Annotated in this window: 16 protein-coding genes; 13 read left to right on the top strand and 3 right to left on the bottom strand. The window is 36.8% G+C overall.

The window, feature by feature from the left end:
* Window positions 1-5: 5 nt before the first annotated feature.
* From lptE to B9T35_RS00715, 3 genes are all read right to left on the bottom strand, one after another.
* Window positions 6-548 (bottom strand): LPS assembly lipoprotein LptE, encoded by a 543-nt coding sequence (gene lptE, locus B9T35_RS00725; RefSeq protein WP_086189223.1) that lies wholly within the window; start codon window positions 546-548, stop codon window positions 6-8.
* A gap of 166 nt (window positions 549-714) precedes the next feature.
* Window positions 715-3,339 (bottom strand): leucine--tRNA ligase, encoded by a 2,625-nt coding sequence (gene leuS / locus B9T35_RS00720; protein ID WP_086189222.1) that lies wholly within the window; start codon window positions 3,337-3,339, stop codon window positions 715-717.
* Window positions 3,340-3,469: 130 nt separating this feature from the next.
* Entirely contained in the window at window positions 3,470-3,823 is a 354-nt protein-coding gene (locus B9T35_RS00715; RefSeq protein ID WP_086189221.1) for a DUF4124 domain-containing protein, read from the bottom strand.
* Between the two features lie 575 nt (window positions 3,824-4,398).
* On the opposite strand from B9T35_RS00715, the gene B9T35_RS00710 reads away from it, so the two are divergent.
* The 13 genes from B9T35_RS00710 (at window position 4,399) to ndk (ending at window position 16,762) form a co-directional block, all read left to right on the top strand.
* Entirely contained in the window at window positions 4,399-6,126 is a 1,728-nt protein-coding gene (locus tag B9T35_RS00710) for an acetolactate synthase 3 large subunit (protein ID WP_086189220.1), read from the top strand.
* Window positions 6,123-6,614 (top strand): acetolactate synthase small subunit, encoded by a 492-nt coding sequence (ilvN, locus tag B9T35_RS00705; RefSeq protein ID WP_086189219.1) that lies wholly within the window; start codon window positions 6,123-6,125, stop codon window positions 6,612-6,614. Before B9T35_RS00710 ends, ilvN begins: the two co-directional genes overlap by 4 nt.
* 150 nt (window positions 6,615-6,764) lie before the next feature.
* Window positions 6,765-7,781, top strand: a complete 1,017-nt coding sequence (gene ilvC / locus B9T35_RS00700) for a ketol-acid reductoisomerase (RefSeq protein WP_086189218.1) — start codon at window positions 6,765-6,767, stop codon at window positions 7,779-7,781.
* A 91-nt stretch (window positions 7,782-7,872) separates the two neighbouring features.
* Complete coding sequence (locus B9T35_RS00695; RefSeq protein ID WP_086189217.1) at window positions 7,873-8,700, top strand: XAC2610-related protein; 828 nt, start codon at window positions 7,873-7,875, stop codon at window positions 8,698-8,700.
* An 813-nt stretch (window positions 8,701-9,513) separates the two neighbouring features.
* A complete protein-coding gene (locus tag B9T35_RS00690) occupies window positions 9,514-10,026 on the top strand; it encodes a hypothetical protein (RefSeq protein ID WP_086189216.1) in 513 nt (170 codons plus the stop codon).
* A gap of 80 nt (window positions 10,027-10,106) precedes the next feature.
* Window positions 10,107-10,553, top strand: coding sequence for a hypothetical protein (locus tag B9T35_RS18590; protein WP_228147059.1), 447 nt, complete (start codon window positions 10,107-10,109; stop codon window positions 10,551-10,553).
* A gap of 29 nt (window positions 10,554-10,582) precedes the next feature.
* Window positions 10,583-10,810 (top strand): hypothetical protein, encoded by a 228-nt coding sequence (locus B9T35_RS18585; RefSeq protein WP_228147058.1) that lies wholly within the window; start codon window positions 10,583-10,585, stop codon window positions 10,808-10,810.
* A gap of 22 nt (window positions 10,811-10,832) precedes the next feature.
* A complete protein-coding gene (locus tag B9T35_RS00680; RefSeq protein WP_086189215.1) occupies window positions 10,833-13,133 on the top strand; it encodes a fimbria/pilus outer membrane usher protein in 2,301 nt (766 codons plus the stop codon).
* 12 nt (window positions 13,134-13,145) lie between these two features.
* Entirely contained in the window at window positions 13,146-13,562 is a 417-nt protein-coding gene (locus B9T35_RS00675) for a hypothetical protein (protein WP_086189214.1), read from the top strand.
* 484 nt (window positions 13,563-14,046) lie between these two features.
* On the top strand, window positions 14,047-15,330 hold the full coding sequence (locus B9T35_RS00670; RefSeq protein WP_086189213.1) for a glycosyltransferase family 4 protein: 1,284 nt from the start codon (window positions 14,047-14,049) through the stop codon (window positions 15,328-15,330).
* 44 nt (window positions 15,331-15,374) lie between these two features.
* A complete protein-coding gene (locus B9T35_RS00665; RefSeq protein WP_086189212.1) occupies window positions 15,375-15,926 on the top strand; it encodes a phosphatase PAP2 family protein in 552 nt (183 codons plus the stop codon).
* A gap of 95 nt (window positions 15,927-16,021) precedes the next feature.
* Window positions 16,022-16,222 (top strand): Fe-S cluster assembly protein IscX, encoded by a 201-nt coding sequence (gene iscX / locus B9T35_RS00660; protein WP_086189211.1) that lies wholly within the window; start codon window positions 16,022-16,024, stop codon window positions 16,220-16,222.
* 108 nt (window positions 16,223-16,330) lie between these two features.
* Window positions 16,331-16,762, top strand: a complete 432-nt coding sequence (gene ndk / locus B9T35_RS00655; protein WP_086189210.1) for a nucleoside-diphosphate kinase — start codon at window positions 16,331-16,333, stop codon at window positions 16,760-16,762.
* Window positions 16,763-16,793: the final 31 nt, after the last annotated feature.

Raw genomic sequence — 16,793 nt, 5'->3', positions numbered from 1 at the left:
AAATATTATTGAGCAGGCTGATGAGTTGGAAGGGTGGCATTTACACGCGCTTTCGGTAAGCGATTTGCAGAAATTTGACGGGTCATTTGCTGTGCAATGTCATCAATCAAAATTTTACTTAAATAGGTGTTTTGTTGATCATCTGTATTTACAGTCGCAACATCATATTGATAACTACGTGAAGCAGTCACAGTACGTGGCTCTGTAATGGGATTACCTTGACGGTCTTCAATTTGGAAAGTGACAGTTAAGCGTAATAAGGTTTCAACCAATTTACCATTCAGCTCTTGACGACGTGGCGTGTAATCAAGCACACGCAAAACATAAGCGTCATTGGCTTGGCTAAGTTGTACGCCTGATGCTGTTAAATAAACACTGAGTTTTTGTTCAAGTGCTTCAGCAGTCTCTGGAAGTACTAGTTGTAGCTTGGTGTAGACCAATGGCGTTGCTTGTGGATTAGTTCCTTTAAGATGAAAGCCACAGCCGACTAAGCTTGCACTTAAGCCTAAAGTTAATACAACTGCTGCAATACGTTGAGCCAAATGCATGCTTTGTCCTCTGTAGAAATTCTTCATTTGTTTGAAGTGAAACTAATTTTAAAATACTGAGTGATTTTAGAGTCAAAGCCCGTTGAATGACCACGGGCTTTGTTTGGGAATTGTTTTTCTTTAGCAGTTCCCTCTCTTTTTAGGGGAGGGACGGAGCTCTAAAGGTTTAAACCACCAAATTCACAAGTTTATTTGGTACAACAATTTCTTTCTTGGTTGGACCAGTCAAGAACTGTTGAACTTCAGGTAAAGCTTTCGCTTGTGCCAAAATATCTTCTTTAGAGGTATCAACAGATACTTCTAATTTTCCACGAAGTTTACCATTCACCTGTACCACTATTGTTTGAGTGTTACGTGTTAAAGCAGACGCATCCACTTCTGGGAACAAGGTTGTGGTTAAATCAATATCAAACTGAGCAAGCAATGTTTGACTTAAATGTGGTGCAAATGGTGCGAGCATGGTTAACAACGCAATGATTGATTCACGTTCTACTGCGATATCATTGTCAGTATTCGCTTCAAATTTATTACATGCATTTAATAATTCCATTTGTGCAGCAATGGCAGTATTGAATGCATGGCGACGTTCAATATCATCACCGACTTTTTGAATGGTTTCATGCGTTTTACGACGTAAATCTTGTGCATTCTTAGATAAGTTTGCAACATCAATCGCTGTTGCATTATTGCCTTTTTCTAAGAAACCAGTGGTTAAACGCCATACACGTTTCAAGAAGCGGTTTGAGCCTTCCACACCTGCATCAGACCATTCTAAAGATTGATCAGGTGGAGCAGCAAACATCATAAAGACACGTGCAGTATCTGCACCATATTGATCAATAATAGATTGTGGGTCGATACCGTTATTTTTCGATTTCGACATCTTTTCTTGACCACCAACCACAACTTCTTGACCATCACCTGTGTATTTTGCAGAAAGAATACGACCTTTCTCGTCTTTTTCTAACTCAATATCCGCAGGGTTAAACCAAGTTTTCTTCCCTGATTCAGCTTCACGATAGAAGGTATCTGCTAAAACCATACCTTGAGTCAATAAATTGGTGAATGGTTCGTTGCCTTGTACCACGCCTTCATCACGCATGAGTTTATGGAAGAAACGCGCATACAATAAATGTAGGATTGCATGTTCTACACCACCAATATATTGGTTCACAGGTAACCAAGATTGAGCAGCTTCAGGTTTTACTAAACCACCTGTGAAGTCTGGCGATGCATAACGTGCGTAATACCAAGATGATTCTACAAAAGTATCTAAAGTATCTGTTTCACGACGTGCATCTGCACCACAACATGGACATTTGGTTTCATAGAATTCAGGCATTTTATTGAGAGGGTTACCTGAACCATCTGGAACCACATCTGTTGGAAGAATCACAGGAAGTTGTTCTTCTGGAACGGGTACTTGACCACACGTGTTACAGTTGATCATTGGAATTGGACAACCCCAATAACGTTGACGAGAAACACCCCAATCACGTAAACGGAATTGAACTTTGGTATTGGCTAATTTTTGTGGTTCTAGTTTCGTAATAAAGGCATCAAATGCCGCTTGAAAGGCTAAACCATCAAACTCACCTGAATTTACCAATGTACCATCTTTCGAGCTGTACCATTCTTGCCATTCAGTTGCAGAGAAAGCTTGATCTTCTGCACCTTTCGCATCAATCACTTGTTTGATGTTCAAACCAAATTTATTGGCAAACTCAAAATCACGTTCGTCATGAGCAGGAACAGCCATCACCGCGCCTGAGCCATAGGACATCAACACGTAGTTTGCAATCCAAACAGGGACTGCTTCATCCGTAATTGGGTGCTTCACAGACAAGCCTGTTGCCATACCTTTTTTCTCGGCAGTCGCAAGGTCTGCTTCGGCAACTGAACCCATACGGCATTCTTCAATAAATGCAGCTAGTTCATGATTACTTTCAGCTGCTTTTAGCGCCAACGGATGTTCAGCCGCAACTGCTACGTAAGTTACACCCATTAAGGTATCGCCACGTGTCGTATAAACCGTTAAATCATCCGCATAAATTTCTGGATTTGCAGAAGGGAAGGTAATTTCCATCCCTTGTGAGCGACCAATCCAATTGCGTTGCATGGTTAAAACCTGTTGCGGCCAACCATCTTTCAATGAATCTAAGTCGTCTAATAATTCTTGTGCATAATCGGTAATGCGGAAGTAATACATTGGAATATCACGTTTTTCAACCAACGCACCTGAACGCCAACCACGACCATTTTCAACTTGTTCATTGGCAAGTACAGTTTGATCGACAGGATCCCAGTTGACTGTTGAAAGTTTGCGATAAATCAAACCTTTCTTATAGAGCTGTACAAATAACCATTGTTCCCAGTGATAATATTCTGGTGTACATGTCGCAAATTCACGATCCCAATCGACTGAAAGACCTAGCTTTTTCAATTGATCACGCATATATGCAATATTTTCAAATGTCCATTTTGCTGGAGCAACTTGATGGGCGATTGCTGCATTTTCAGCAGGGAGACCAAAAGCATCCCAACCCATAGGTTGTAGAACAGTCTCACCTTTTAAACGGTGAAAACGACTGATGACATCACCAATGGTATAGTTACGCACATGACCCATATGCAGTTTGCCACTTGGGTAAGGAAACATCGAGAGGATATAACGATGTTTACCTTCTACAGTGTCGGCAACTTTAAAGGCTTTGCGAGATTCCCAATCCTGTTGGACATTTGGCTCAATCGCACTTGCTTGATATTCAGGGTCAATGTGAGAAGTAGTCATATACGTATATTAAGAACAATGGTTAAAAAGTTTGTTGCACAGCATAGCGCAAAATGCACTAAAAAGTGAATTTTGCATGCTATTTAAAAATCAAAAAAGAAGTTTTATTTTCGTGGCATCTAAAATTTAATTATTTTGCTTCGGCGACATTCTGATTTTGTTGCTGACCTTTCTGTAAAGCCTCATTGGCTTGGCGTTGTTGCTGATCGCCTTGATGGGGTGGAGGCGTTGCTACATTGGTCGGTTGTTGATTTGGCGTTACAGCTGCATTGTTTTCTGAAACACCATGACGTGAACCATAGGTTTCGACTTTGCCTTTTTGTTTGGCACTTTTAGGTGGTGGTGTCGCTGTGTAATGGGTAGAGCCTTTGCTGTCTACCCATTTGTAATATTGCTTGGCAAAACTTTGTGTAGAACTGAGTAAGGCTATTGCTAAAAATACGCTAGAAAAAATTGCGATTTTAGAACTGTGTATTTTTTTCATAATTAAAATACTCTTTGAATGGATGAATTCAGTCATTTTATAAGATGAATCAAATATACAGCTTATAAAAAATGAGATTATTATTCATAATTTGAATGTTGCTATTTTAATCATTTTTGGACAGGATAAAATATTTCTTTCGTAAATTTATAACTTTATAAGTCATTGAAATATTTTTTATAAATGTTCAAAAAAAAAGGAATGGTTTAAAATATAGTCGGATGGTAAATAATCAATAAAAAGCATGATTGAAGCCTTGACTTTACTGACTGAAACAACAAAAATGCATCACTATAGTTTTATATGTTTTTATTCGATCACCCTTCGAATAATGTACATAGCACGCAATGACATTTTCTCTAAGCCGAGAAAATGAGCATGATTAAAAATGTGTTTATCCCAACATATTTTTTTAAAGTCTATATTCCCTAAACGGCAATATAGTCAGAAATTTTTTATTATTGCTGCGAAAACTATGAAATATGTGTGCTATAACAAAGCGTACAATTCAATGAATGAAACACGATTTATGTCTCCCATAACATCGTGAAATAAAAGATATAGGGTGAATTACGTTGGAACTTTTATCTGGTGGTGAAATGCTTGTTCGTGCATTAGCGGACGAAGGCGTTGAACATGTTTTTGGATATCCAGGCGGCGCAGTTTTACATATTTATGACGCGCTATTTAAACAAGACAAAATAAATCATTACCTTGTTCGTCATGAGCAAGCTGCTGGTCATATGGCAGATGCTTATTCACGTGTCACAGGTAAAACAGGGGTCGTTCTGGTCACTTCTGGACCGGGCGCAACAAATACTGTCACGCCAATTGCAACAGCTTATATGGACTCAATCCCAATGGTGATTTTGTCTGGACAGGTTGCGACACATCTTATTGGTGAAGATGCATTCCAAGAAACAGATATGATTGGCGTATCTCGCCCAATCGTAAAGCATAGTTTCCAAGTGCGTCATGCAAGTGAAATTCCAGCCATTATTAAAAAAGCATTCTATATTGCCTCTTCAGGTCGTCCAGGTCCTGTCGTTGTAGATATTCCTAAAGATGCGACCAACCCAGTAGATAAGTTTGCATACGAATATCCTGAAAAAGTGAAGATGCGTTCGTATCAACCGCCACATCGTGGTCATTCAGGTCAAATTCGTAAAGCGATTGATGAATTGATTAATGCTAAACGCCCAGTAATTTATGCGGGGGGTGGTGTTGTTCAAGGGAATGCTTCTGAATTATTGACTGAACTTGCTCATTTACTTAACTATCCAGTGACCAATACTTTAATGGGTTTGGGCGGTTTTCCAGGTGATGATAAGCAATTTGTAGGTATGTTGGGTATGCACGGGACATATGAAGCGAATATGACCATGCACAATGCAGATGTTATTTTGTGTGTAGGCGCTCGTTTTGATGACCGCGTAACCAATAACCCTGCAAAATTCTGTCCAAATGCAAAAGTCATTCATATTGATATTGACCCTGCGACAATTTCAAAAACCATTATGGCGCATATCCCAATTGTGGGTGCGGTAGAACCAGTTCTTCAGGAAATGTTGGTTCAGTTGAAACAAATGAATGTTTCTAAACCAAACTCAGAAGAAATAGCGAGTTGGTGGGCACAAATTAATGAATGGCGTAAAGTTCATGGTTTGCGTTATGAAGCAGGCGTAAATGGTGTAATGAAGCCACAGCAAGTGGTTCAAGCACTCGATAAAATTACCAATAGTGAAGCCATTATTACTTCTGATGTTGGCCAGCATCAAATGTTTGGTGCGTTGTACTATACCTACAAGCGTCCACGTCAATGGATCAACTCAGGTGGTTTAGGCACAATGGGCGTGGGTTTGCCATATGCTATGGCAGCCAAACTCGCATTCCCAGATCAACAAGTGGTATGTATCACAGGTGAAGCATCGATTCAGATGTGTATCCAAGAATTATCAACCTGTAAGCAATATGGTTTGAATGTAAAAATCTTGTGCTTGAATAACCAAGCTTTAGGCATGGTAAAACAGTGGCAAGATATGAACTATGAAGGTCGTCATTCAAGTTCTTATGTTGATTCATTACCTGACTTCCCGAAATTAATGGAAGCCTATGGTCATGTTGGTATTCAAATTGATCATGCAGATGAGCTTGAATCGAAATTAGCTGAAGCAATGGCGATTAATGATAAGTGTGTTTTCATTAATGTCATGGTTGATCGTACTGAGCATGTTTATCCAATGTTGATTGCAGGTCAGTCATTACAGGATATGTGGTTATCTAAAGGGGAGCGCACAGAATGAGACATATAATTTCTGTACTGGTAGAAAATGAAGCAGGCGCGCTTTCTCGTTTGGTCGGCTTGTTCTCTCAACGTGGTTATAACATCGAGACGTTGAACGTTGCACCGACTGAAGATCCAACCATGTCGCGTTTAACCCTCACGACTTATGGTGATGATCATAAAATTGAACAAATCACCAAGCAATTGAATAAATTGGTTGAAGTAGTGAAAGTTGTTGATTTATCTGAAGGTGCGCATATTGAGCGCGAACTGATGTTGATTAAAGTCAAAGCATTAGGTACAGCACGTTCTGAAATTAAACGCACTGCAGATATTTTTCGTGCACAGATTGTGGATGTAACGCCAACGACTTACACCATTCAAATTGCAGGTACAACTGAAAAGATTGATGGTTTTATTGATGCACTGGCTGAAAATACTATTTTAGAAGTCGTGCGTTCAGGTGTGTCAGGTATCGCACGTGGTGAAAAAGTATTATCACTTTAAGTCATCGTTTTAATATCGATTCGATTGATTTTTTATAACCTCATGTATAACCTCTCTTGCTGAAAAGAGAGGACTTAGACTAGAAGATTTCAAATTAAAAAAATCTTTAGGATAGGAAGAGGAAAACAAAGCATTTTAGCGGAGACAACAATGCAAATTTTTTATGATAAAGACTGTGATTTATCTATCATCCAAGGTAAAAAAGTAGCAATTATTGGTTACGGTTCACAAGGTCATGCACATGCGCAAAATCTGAAAGATTCTGGCGTAGACGTAACTGTTGGTTTACGTGCTGGTTCTACTTCATGGAAAAAAGCTGAAAATGCTGGTCTTAAAGTAGCTGAAGTACCTGCTGCTGTCGCACAAGCTGATGTCGTAATGATTTTGACTCCAGATGAGTTCCAATCACAACTTTATCGTGATGTTATTGAGCCAAACATTAAGCAAGGTGCGACTTTAGCCTTTGCTCATGGTTTCTCTATTCTTTATAACCAAGTTGTCCCACGTGCTGACTTAGATGTCATTATGGTTGCTCCAAAAGCACCAGGTCACACAGTACGTTCAGAATTCCAACGTGGTTCAGGTGTGCCTGACTTAATCGCTATTCACCAAGATGCTTCTGGTAATGCACGTAACGTAGCGCTTTCTTATGCTTCTGGCGTAGGTGGTGGTCGTACAGGTATTATCGAGACTTCATTCCGTGAAGAAACTGAAACTGACCTTTTTGGTGAGCAAGCAGTTCTTTGTGGTGGTGCTGTTGAATTGGTTAAAATGGGTTATGAAACGCTTGTTGAAGCGGGTTATGCACCTGAAATGGCTTACTTTGAATGCTTGCACGAACTTAAATTGATCGTTGACTTGATGTTTGAAGGCGGTATCGCGGACATGAACTATTCAGTATCAAACAATGCTGAATATGGTGAATATGTAACGGGTACTGAAGTGATTAACGAACAGTCTCGTGAAGCAATGCGTAATGCATTGAAACGTATCCAATCTGGTGAATACGCGAAAATGTTCATTAATGAAGGTGCGTTGAACTATCCATCAATGACTGCGCGTCGTCGTCAAAATGCAGAACATGGTATCGAAGTAACAGGTAACAAGTTACGTGGTATGATGCCTTGGATTCAAGCAAACAAAATTGTAGACAAAGAAAAGAACTAATTCTTTAATTTGTTCAAAAACCCACTCTTTAGAGTGGGTTTTTTTGTGATAGATTACTCATATTCCTTATGAGTTTGAGTATGTCTAAATCATGAAAATAAAATTATTGCTTTGTGTGGCTGCATTGTCTATTTCATGTGCTAGCTTCGCTGAATCAGTCACAAGCTCAAAAGGTGCTGAATTAAAACCATTTAATAATGTACGTGTTTCGGTGCAACGGATGTTACGTTCTAATGAAGGGCGCTATTTTTTAAACCTTAATGCAGGGGTTTGGAATCCACATGGGACTTTGTATGACCTTGTGGAAAATAAAAGTATCAATTTAAAAGGACTGCAAAAAGGTGATCAACTGAATTTAACCTCAGTCGCATCAGAATCTAATGATGCAGATAATACAGTATATCAATTAATCGGTACGCTGAATGCAAATACAGGCAATATGAATGCCTTGTTATTAAAGAATAAAGAAACTTTTGGGCAATCTATTCAATTTCAGCCTTCTGTGAATATTGCAGATAAACCTGCATTTATTTTTAAATTTTATGGTTTGGATAATAGTACGCAAGCATCTGGAAAAATTTTACAACGTGTTGATGTGATTAATAAGACAACAAACAAGATGGTACAGAGCTTAACGGGATTTAATGCATTTTCAAATAGTATGGGCTATATGGATATTAATTTTGACGGATATTATGATGTGATTTTGTCAGATGTATCAAGCGGTTTAAAAGTTGAAGATAAGCATTTTATTTATTGGATGTATAACCCTAAAACACAACAATTTCAGCGATCACCACAATTAGACAAAATAGTTGGTTTTCCAAGTTTGCATGGTGAAAAACAGCAAATTGATTTTGGTAATGGACAGTTATACCAGGTTGAAAACGGTTTGTTAAAAAAAATTAATTATCAGTAAAAAGCATAATTTGGATAAAAAAGTAGTTATTAGCTGCCTTCTTTATTTAGTAGTATTTTAAATATCTATCTATTTTTAAATTATTTTAATTCTAGTGCTAGAAAGGGTTTATTGGGGGTGGTCATATTCAATGGGTAATTTAGTTCAGTCTGTGTTTTTTGATAAGAAGAAGAAATGGCTAAAACAATCTATTCACTTGTTATTATTATTTAACATTCTGATGGATTGAGTTTAATTCAAATTTTTAAATACATATCAGTTTAACTTATGTGTATCTCATGTTTATTCTCATAAATTTAAGCATAATGTGACGAATTTTGTATATTTTTAGTCCTTAATTTAATTAAGTATTTAATTTTTCTAAATAATTTTGTTGAAAAGTAAACTAATAATTGCAAATATTAAGAAATATATCTTAATAATGTTAAAAAAATAGATGGTTTTTGTAACAGTGTGATTCAAAATGAAAAGTCTTGAAATATTTTGTAAATTGTAAAACCTTATATAAATTATGTGTTTGTTATGCCTAGTGAGGTAAGCGATTGATTTTATGATTCCACATTGCAACTTTCGATGGTTGTTTTTGTGATTAAAAAACAACCAAAACAATGGCTTTTTTATAATGTTCATTCAAAATTGATGCGTGAGATAAGTAGCGTGAATAGTGGTTTTTTTGTTTATTTTTCAAAAGCTAGGAATAAGCTTTAGTTGCAGTTACGCAATAACTCAAAGAAGAGTTGAAATCTGTGTAGTTGTACATTGTTTTATTTACTAAGCACATTTTCTTGTATAAAGAAAAATGGGAGAAATAACATGAATAAAATGACACAGGCCGCATTAGCGACATTAGTATTGGGTGTTTGTTCAACAGGCGTTTATGCAGACGAAGTTGCAGAAAAAGGTGGCGGAGGTGGAAGTCCAGACTGGAGTAGCTGTACAGAGCTAGGATGTAGTAAGGATATTCCAATTACACTAGAAGTTCCTAAAAAATGTGTGGTTACTGGGGGGAATCCGATTGTTTTAAGTGCGAATGGTGGTACTAAAACATCGGCATATTCAATACAAAGTAATACGAATTATGTATTGGAGTTATCCACTGCTAACGCAGGCACAAGTTCAACAACATTTGTACGTCATGTAACTGATCCGTTGGCGAAAGTGAGTACAACGATTAAAACGAATGGTGGTGCAGTAGGTTGGGGTACTTCAAACCATGCAGGTTTTGGTACTGATAACTACACTGTGACCGTAGATAATGCCGCAACAACAGCAGCAAATAAAGCTGGCACTTATACTGATACATACAAAATCAGAGTGTTCTACTAAACACATATAAGCCCGATATAAACCTAACTTAATGACTTAATTGAGTTAGGTTTTATTTTTCATAATATGAGGGTGGAAAAATGAAAAAAAGAATCTCTTTTTTTACTATAAGTATGTTGTTGGGTGGTATGACTTATGCAGGTGTGGCGGTTAATCCAGTTCAACTTTACATTCGTGATATTGCAAAACAAAAGTCAACGACATTAACTGTTGAATCTATCGACGAAACCGAAAAAAAAGTATTTGAAGTTAAGGCATTGAGCTGGACACAAGATGAATTTGGAAAAAATATTTTAACTCCAGATGATAGCGTGATGATTAATCCTAAAAGTTTTATCTTAAAACCATATAAACAACAAACCATTAGAATTGGTTTTTCTCGCCCTATTGCATCTATTGTCGAGGGTGGTCAAGAAAAAGCTTGGCGTATTATTCTTGAAGAAATGCCACAAGTGGTCAAGGATAACTCGGTTAATTTTCTATTTAACTTCAACTTACCCTTTTTGTCGGTAAGCAAGATGATTTAAAACTTATATTTAAACATTCACGAAGTCAGTTGAAAGTTATAAATGAAGCAAATTCGCATGTTCAAATTACAAACTTAAAAATAGTTGATACTGCAAAAAAAGAAATTTTTAAAAGTAATGAAATGAATTATTTATTGGCTAAAAAGAGCTATAGCTATGATCTCGGCAATACACGACTGAATAGTGCTCAAAAATATGCTGTCCAAGTCAATACCGATAAAGATGACAAGGTGGTTGAATTCCAAATTTCAGACTAATGGGTAGTCTGTAGGGGGTTATATGCCTATTAAAAATAAAATATTAATCATGATTAATATTTTCTGGGTCTTTAGTGCTCAGGCGAGTGAATCTAATGTAGATCCAGTTCTTGCAAATTTGTGGGTTAATGAATTGGATATGAATACGGATGTCACACTCATTAAACAAAACAATCAATTTTATATTGAATGCAGTATTTTAAAAGAAAAGGGAATTGATACTGCGCGATTTCAAATATTACAATCGAAACCTGAATTTTGTTCTATTTCAGATGGACAGGTTCAATCGCTTTTTGATGAAGGTTCACAAGCAATAAAAGTCACAGTACCGCCAAGTTTTTTTATTTCAAATACATTTGATCAAACTATTCAGATGCCAGAGAAAGCCAGTTTAGGTGGGTTTTTTAATTATGAATTATTTTATGCCAATAGTGATGCTGGAAATCGCTATAGTGGCTTAACTGAACTTGGTGTTTTTAAAGATTACTGGTTGTTTAAAAATGCAATACTTTATCAAAATCAAGATGAAATAAATAAGTTTATTCGTCTTAACAGCAGTATTGATTTTGAATTTCCAGAAAAAATGACAAGGCTGACATTGGGTGATACCACAACGGTTTACAATCCACTAATCAATTCATTGCGTTTTGGTGGGCTAAGTTGGGGAACTAATTTTACAGAAAGACCTAACTTTATTTATTGGAATGTACCTTCTTTGGAAGGTAGTGCTCGAGTGCCATCGACAGTTGAACTCTATATTAACGGAGTCAATATTTATAATCAAAAGGTCAGTCCTGGTGATTATAATTTACAGACGGGTGCGCAAATTCAACAATCTGGTAATGCTCAAATTGTTGTCGAAGATATTTTGGGTAACAGAAGCGTTCAGAATTTTCCGATTATGGTGACCAGTAAATTACTTCGCCCAGGCTTGAATGAATACAATGTTTCCCTCGGAAAGTTGCGTTATAACTACAATTTAGAAAGTAGTGATTACCGTGATTTTTTTGCGAACACATTTTTCAGAAGAGGTATATCAAATAGTACATCATTAGGTATTAATGCGTTATATAGTCAAGATATTCAAAACCTTGGATTAATGTGGACACAAGCGGTAAGCAATTGGTTTTTATTTGAAAGTGTTGCTCAAGCTTCACATGATGATCGAAATGATACCAATTTTTCATATGGTTTATCATTAAGTAAAGACATTGGTCGATTCTCCTTTGGTGCAAATAGTAAATATACCGAACAACATTTTAAGTTTTTAGGAGATGAGCTAAATAATGAAAGTAGCTATCCAAAATTTGAGAATCTTGTCTATTTGGGCATAAGTGGTGTTCCATTGTTGCAAAATATTAATTTGAATTTTGCAGAACAAAAATATTATAAAAATGAAAATTTTGAGCGAGATGATAGGCGAATATTTCGTGCGGGTTTTAGTCGTCAAATTGGACGAAAAATGATTCTCGGTTTAAATTATTTTAATGAAACAGGAGGTCGTTCTGACTCAGGTGCGACACTATCGTTAAGTTATAGTTTTGATAGCCAAAAAACCTTGTATATGAGTCATTCGACTGCTGAAGATAGTAATGTTCAATTTGTTAAAAATGATACGAATCAAGTTGGTTTTGACTATGCTTTCGGTGCAAATCGGAGAAATGGCGACATTTTATATAATGTAGATGGTCGTTTAAAAACTGAAGTCGGTGATTTGGAATTGAGTCATCAACAAAGTGATTCTTATCGAGAGTCGCAAGTTTACTATCGTGGTGCAGTTGTTATGTTGAATAAAAAGTTCAACTTTTCCAAAGCAGTCGATAACGCATTTGCGTTGGTAAAAGTTGACTCTTATCCTGACATTGATATTTATCGGGCCTTAAATCATGTTGATAAAACCAATAAAGAGGGTTATGCCTTTGTACATGACATTATTCCTTATGTGAAATATGACATCGCTTTTGATGAAAATCAGCTACCTATTGAAGATAAAATTTTATATTCCAATAAGCAGATTACAGCCTTAAATCAGCGTGGTTATTCAATTGATTTTCCAATTTATCATGCCAAACAAGTGACTGTTCGTCCTGTTAATGCTCAAGGGAAAACCTTCGATGCTGCTTCGGAAGTCTATGTCAATAATATTGATGGGGATGTCTATCCTTTATCTTCAGATGGCACAGTCACTTTGTATGGTTTGATACCACAAACATATCATTTAACAATCAAGTCAAAGGAGGATCAGGATTGTAAGTCTGAGTTAGTCGTTAAGGTTCAACAGACTGAGCAAAATAATCAGCCTGTTGATATAAGTTGTAAATAGAAGGAGTAGGATATGAAACTTCAAGTTTGTATCATCATGGCATCATTCTTTTATATGGCTTCAGTAGATGCGAAACCATGTCAGATTGATCGATTTACATCAAATCAATTGAGATTGAGTTCGTCTTATTTGAGTCAGGCAGCAACCTCTTTTACGGTTTCATGTGATACGAGGTATGCAATTCAATTTAATGCTCGAAACTTAACAAATACGAATGGAGCAAGCTATTTGGTTAACCAAAGGAACAACAAGCTGAGAACTCAAATGAATATTACAGGTGCTTCTAGTTCACGTTGGAATGTCCCTTTAGTACAACCAGCAGGTATGAATGAAAAATTTGTCGTGTTGGTTCAGTTGTTGGAACGACCAACAGCTTTCACACCAGCAGGCACTTACCAAGATCATTTATATGTCAGTCTTGAGTTTTAATAATAGGGTTAAATATGATGACGGATTTGATTTATGTCAAAATATTAGTATCTTATGATCATAAACATGTGAAATATACTGTCTAGTCTTGGCGAAGGTGGATAGGTTGGGCAGTTATGTAAATACATCCTTATAATAGATCTTTTAGATAGTTTGAATTTAAGTAGCAGTGAAGGTTTTAGTTCTATGAGTAATTGTATTTATAGGCTCAGGACAAAAATAAGTATTGGTGGTGAACGATCAAATATGTGGAATATTCCTTTGTCGAGTTAAACATCAAATATTAAACATAGGGCCGAAATATATTATTGCAGTGCCATTAGGGAGTAAGCCTTCCATTCGTATGTAGGTAGGAAAGTATCTTGATGTGGTTTATGTCAAGATGATGTTTTTTTTGGGTGAGTCAAAAAACTGTCATCTAAAACACATTAAAATGTAAGAAAGCCTATTTAAAATAAGAAAAAATGAATAGGTCGGGGTTTGTATGATTAGCCCACATGTAGAAGCCTTAGGATATAAACAACACGATTGTCCAGAAATTTTTAAATTTTATTTTAAGCAAAAAAAAGATTATTTGGGTAATCAATATTTAGATTTATTACAAAATTTGGTTCGCCCAAGATTAAAAATAGCCATTGTCACAGAAACATGGGCGCCAGAAATTAATGGCGTAGCTTTATCCTTATTGCAACTGTGTAAAGGTTTACAAAAACTAGGTCATAAAATTTTACTGATTCGACCTGAACAAAAAAATAAATGCAGTGAATTTAAACCCAATAAAGAGTGCTTGATTAAAGCGCAAACTATTCCTAAATATCCAGATATGCAATTTGGATGGCCACAATATTTAAAAGTATCACAAGCCATTTCTGATTTTTCTCCAAATGTTGTACATATCGTGACTGAAGGCCCATTGGGATTTACCGCATTACATGCAGCAAGGTCTAAACATATTCCAGTCTCAAGTGGTTTTCATTCGCCTTTTCAGGAGTTTAGTCGTTTTTTTGATTTGGCTTTTTTAGTCAAACCTATTCAAAAATACTTACGTTGGTTCCATAACAATACACAATTAACATGTGTACCGAGTGTTGATACAGAAAGGGCACTGAGACAATTTGGCGTGACTTGTCCATTGGTTGTGGTGGGGCGAGGAATCGACACCGAAAAGTTTTCAGCACAATATCGATCTGAGCATTTAAGGAAACTTTGGGGCGCAGATACAGATACAACCGTGATGTTGTATGTTGGACGTGTCTCACCAGAAAAAGAAATAGGTGTGTTAATAGATACATTTGCTTTGCAAAATAAAGATCAAAAGAAAGTAAAACTGGTGATTGTAGGCGATGGTCCAGACCGAGTTTATTTAGAGAAAAAACAAGGTGCGGATCAAGTGATATTTATGGGGAGTTTAAATGGGAAGGAACTTTCAGAAGCCTATGCAAGTGCTGATGTTTTTGTCTTTGCGAGTCAAGTAGAGACTTTTGGGAATGTTGTATTGGAAGCAATGGCAAGTGGTTTACCCATTATTGCTTATAATTATGCCTGCGCACAATTACATGTGAAACAGCAAGTTTCAGGTTGGTTAAGTCCATTGGGGCAAGTAGAACAATTTATACAAACGATTTTAGATTTACCAAATAACATGACTTTGCATCGAATGGGACAGCGTGCCATGCAAGATGTACAGGACATCGGCTGGAAACATCCTGTTCAGCAACTCGAACAAGCATTTTATCAAGTGGCTCAGGAGACTTACATGGTCACTTGACTAGACCAAATGACGACTGTTAAAGAAAACAGGAGAAGAATAAAATGAACTTTAAAAATACCAAAATAAAAATACTCGATCTTGACTTAAAAGGTTGTTTATACCTCAATCATTTGTCCCATACCCAAAGTATTGCACTATTTTTTAAAATGATTAGTCGCTTAGGTGATGGTGCATTTTGGTATGCAATGTTGCTTTTGATCTGGGTGCAAAAAGGTCTGATCTACGGCTTAAAACTTATTTATGTTGTGCTCGGTGGTTCAATTGGAACTGCAATTTATAAATTTCTAAAACATAAAACGACACGACCAAGACCCTATCAGGTGCATCAAGTGATTGTATTGGGCGAGCGTCCATTGGATCATTTTAGTTTTCCATCAGGTCATACTTTACATGCAGTGATGGCGAGTGTTGTACTGGGATATATTCAACCGATTTTATTATTTGTGATGCTTCCATTTACGGTATTGGTCGCATTATCTCGTATGGTTTTAGGCTTACATTATCCAAGTGATGTGATTGTTGGTGCTCTAATTGGTGCAACAGTCGCAAGTTTGATTATTCTAGGTGCACCATTCTTAAATATTATGTTGTGATTCGAGCACGTGAAGATTACGAATAACAGTATCTTGCGGATGCCGTAGTTTGGTAAAATAACGATCTATTAGATTTGATGTATAGGAAGACCTTAATGGGTTTACGTTGGACGGATACAATAGATATTGCCATTGAATTGAGTGAAGCGCATAGCGATGTCGATCCTCAATGGATACGTTTTACTGACCTACATGCTTGGGTTTGTGCTTTACCTGAGTTTGCTGATGACCCAACAAAATCAACAGAAGGTCTATTAGAAGCAATTCAAATGGCGTGGATTGACGAAGCGAATTAATCAGCACGTCGAAAAATCCAGTTTTTTTACATTACAAAAGCGGAAAATTGTCCATTATTCGGTATAATGCGCAAAATTTTCGTGTCAAATTGACTTAAGGAGCCAATCATGGCTATTGAACGTACTTTATCTATCGTAAAACCTGATGCAGTTGCTAAAAACCACATCGGTGACATTTTTTCTCGTTTCGAAAAATCTGGTCTTAAAATCGTTGCGACTAAAATGAAACAGCTTTCTCAAGCTGAAGCTGAAGGTTTCTACGCTGAACATAAAGAACGTGGCTTCTTTGCTGACCTCGTTTCTTTCATGACTTCTGGTCCAGTTGTTGTTTCAGTTCTTGAAGGCGAAAACGCTGTTCTTGCTCACCGTGAAATTTTGGGTGCTACAAACCCTAAAGAAGCTGCTCCTGGTACAATCCGTGCAGATTTCGCTGTAAGCATTGATGAAAATGCTGCTCACGGTTCTGACTCTGTTGCGTCTGCTGATCGTGAAGTTAACTACTTCTTCGCTCAAACAGAAGTTTGCCCACGTACTCGTTAATTCGTAGTATCTAGGGTCTAGTATTCTGATT

The organism is Acinetobacter sp. ANC 3832 (genome assembly GCF_002135415.1).
GTDB lineage: Bacteria > Pseudomonadota > Gammaproteobacteria > Pseudomonadales > Moraxellaceae > Acinetobacter.
The sequence above is the reverse complement of the archived record's forward strand: the minus strand, read 5'-3'. Positions and strand labels throughout refer to the sequence as shown.

Bases quoted from the DNA above. Each gene is read 5' to 3' on its own strand.
- iscX (WP_086189211.1), top strand. From the start codon at position 16,022: ATGGGTTTACGTTGGACGGATACAATAGATATTGCCATTGAATTGAGT.
- B9T35_RS00675 (WP_086189214.1), top strand. From the start codon at position 13,146: ATGAAACTTCAAGTTTGTATCATCATGGCATCATTCTTTTATATGGCT.
- leuS (WP_086189222.1), bottom strand. From the start codon at position 3,339: ATGACTACTTCTCACATTGACCCTGAATATCAAGCAAGTGCGATTGAG.
- B9T35_RS00680 (WP_086189215.1), top strand. From the start codon at position 10,833: ATGCCTATTAAAAATAAAATATTAATCATGATTAATATTTTCTGGGTC.
- lptE (WP_086189223.1), bottom strand. From the start codon at position 548: ATGCATTTGGCTCAACGTATTGCAGCAGTTGTATTAACTTTAGGCTTA.
- B9T35_RS00670 (WP_086189213.1), top strand. From the start codon at position 14,047: ATGATTAGCCCACATGTAGAAGCCTTAGGATATAAACAACACGATTGT.
- B9T35_RS00665 (WP_086189212.1), top strand. From the start codon at position 15,375: ATGAACTTTAAAAATACCAAAATAAAAATACTCGATCTTGACTTAAAA.
- ndk (WP_086189210.1), top strand. From the start codon at position 16,331: ATGGCTATTGAACGTACTTTATCTATCGTAAAACCTGATGCAGTTGCT.
- B9T35_RS18590 (WP_228147059.1), top strand. From the start codon at position 10,107: ATGAAAAAAAGAATCTCTTTTTTTACTATAAGTATGTTGTTGGGTGGT.
- ilvC (WP_086189218.1), top strand. From the start codon at position 6,765: ATGCAAATTTTTTATGATAAAGACTGTGATTTATCTATCATCCAAGGT.
- B9T35_RS00715 (WP_086189221.1), bottom strand. From the start codon at position 3,823: ATGAAAAAAATACACAGTTCTAAAATCGCAATTTTTTCTAGCGTATTT.
- B9T35_RS00690 (WP_086189216.1), top strand. From the start codon at position 9,514: ATGAATAAAATGACACAGGCCGCATTAGCGACATTAGTATTGGGTGTT.
- B9T35_RS00695 (WP_086189217.1), top strand. From the start codon at position 7,873: ATGAAAATAAAATTATTGCTTTGTGTGGCTGCATTGTCTATTTCATGT.
- ilvN (WP_086189219.1), top strand. From the start codon at position 6,123: ATGAGACATATAATTTCTGTACTGGTAGAAAATGAAGCAGGCGCGCTT.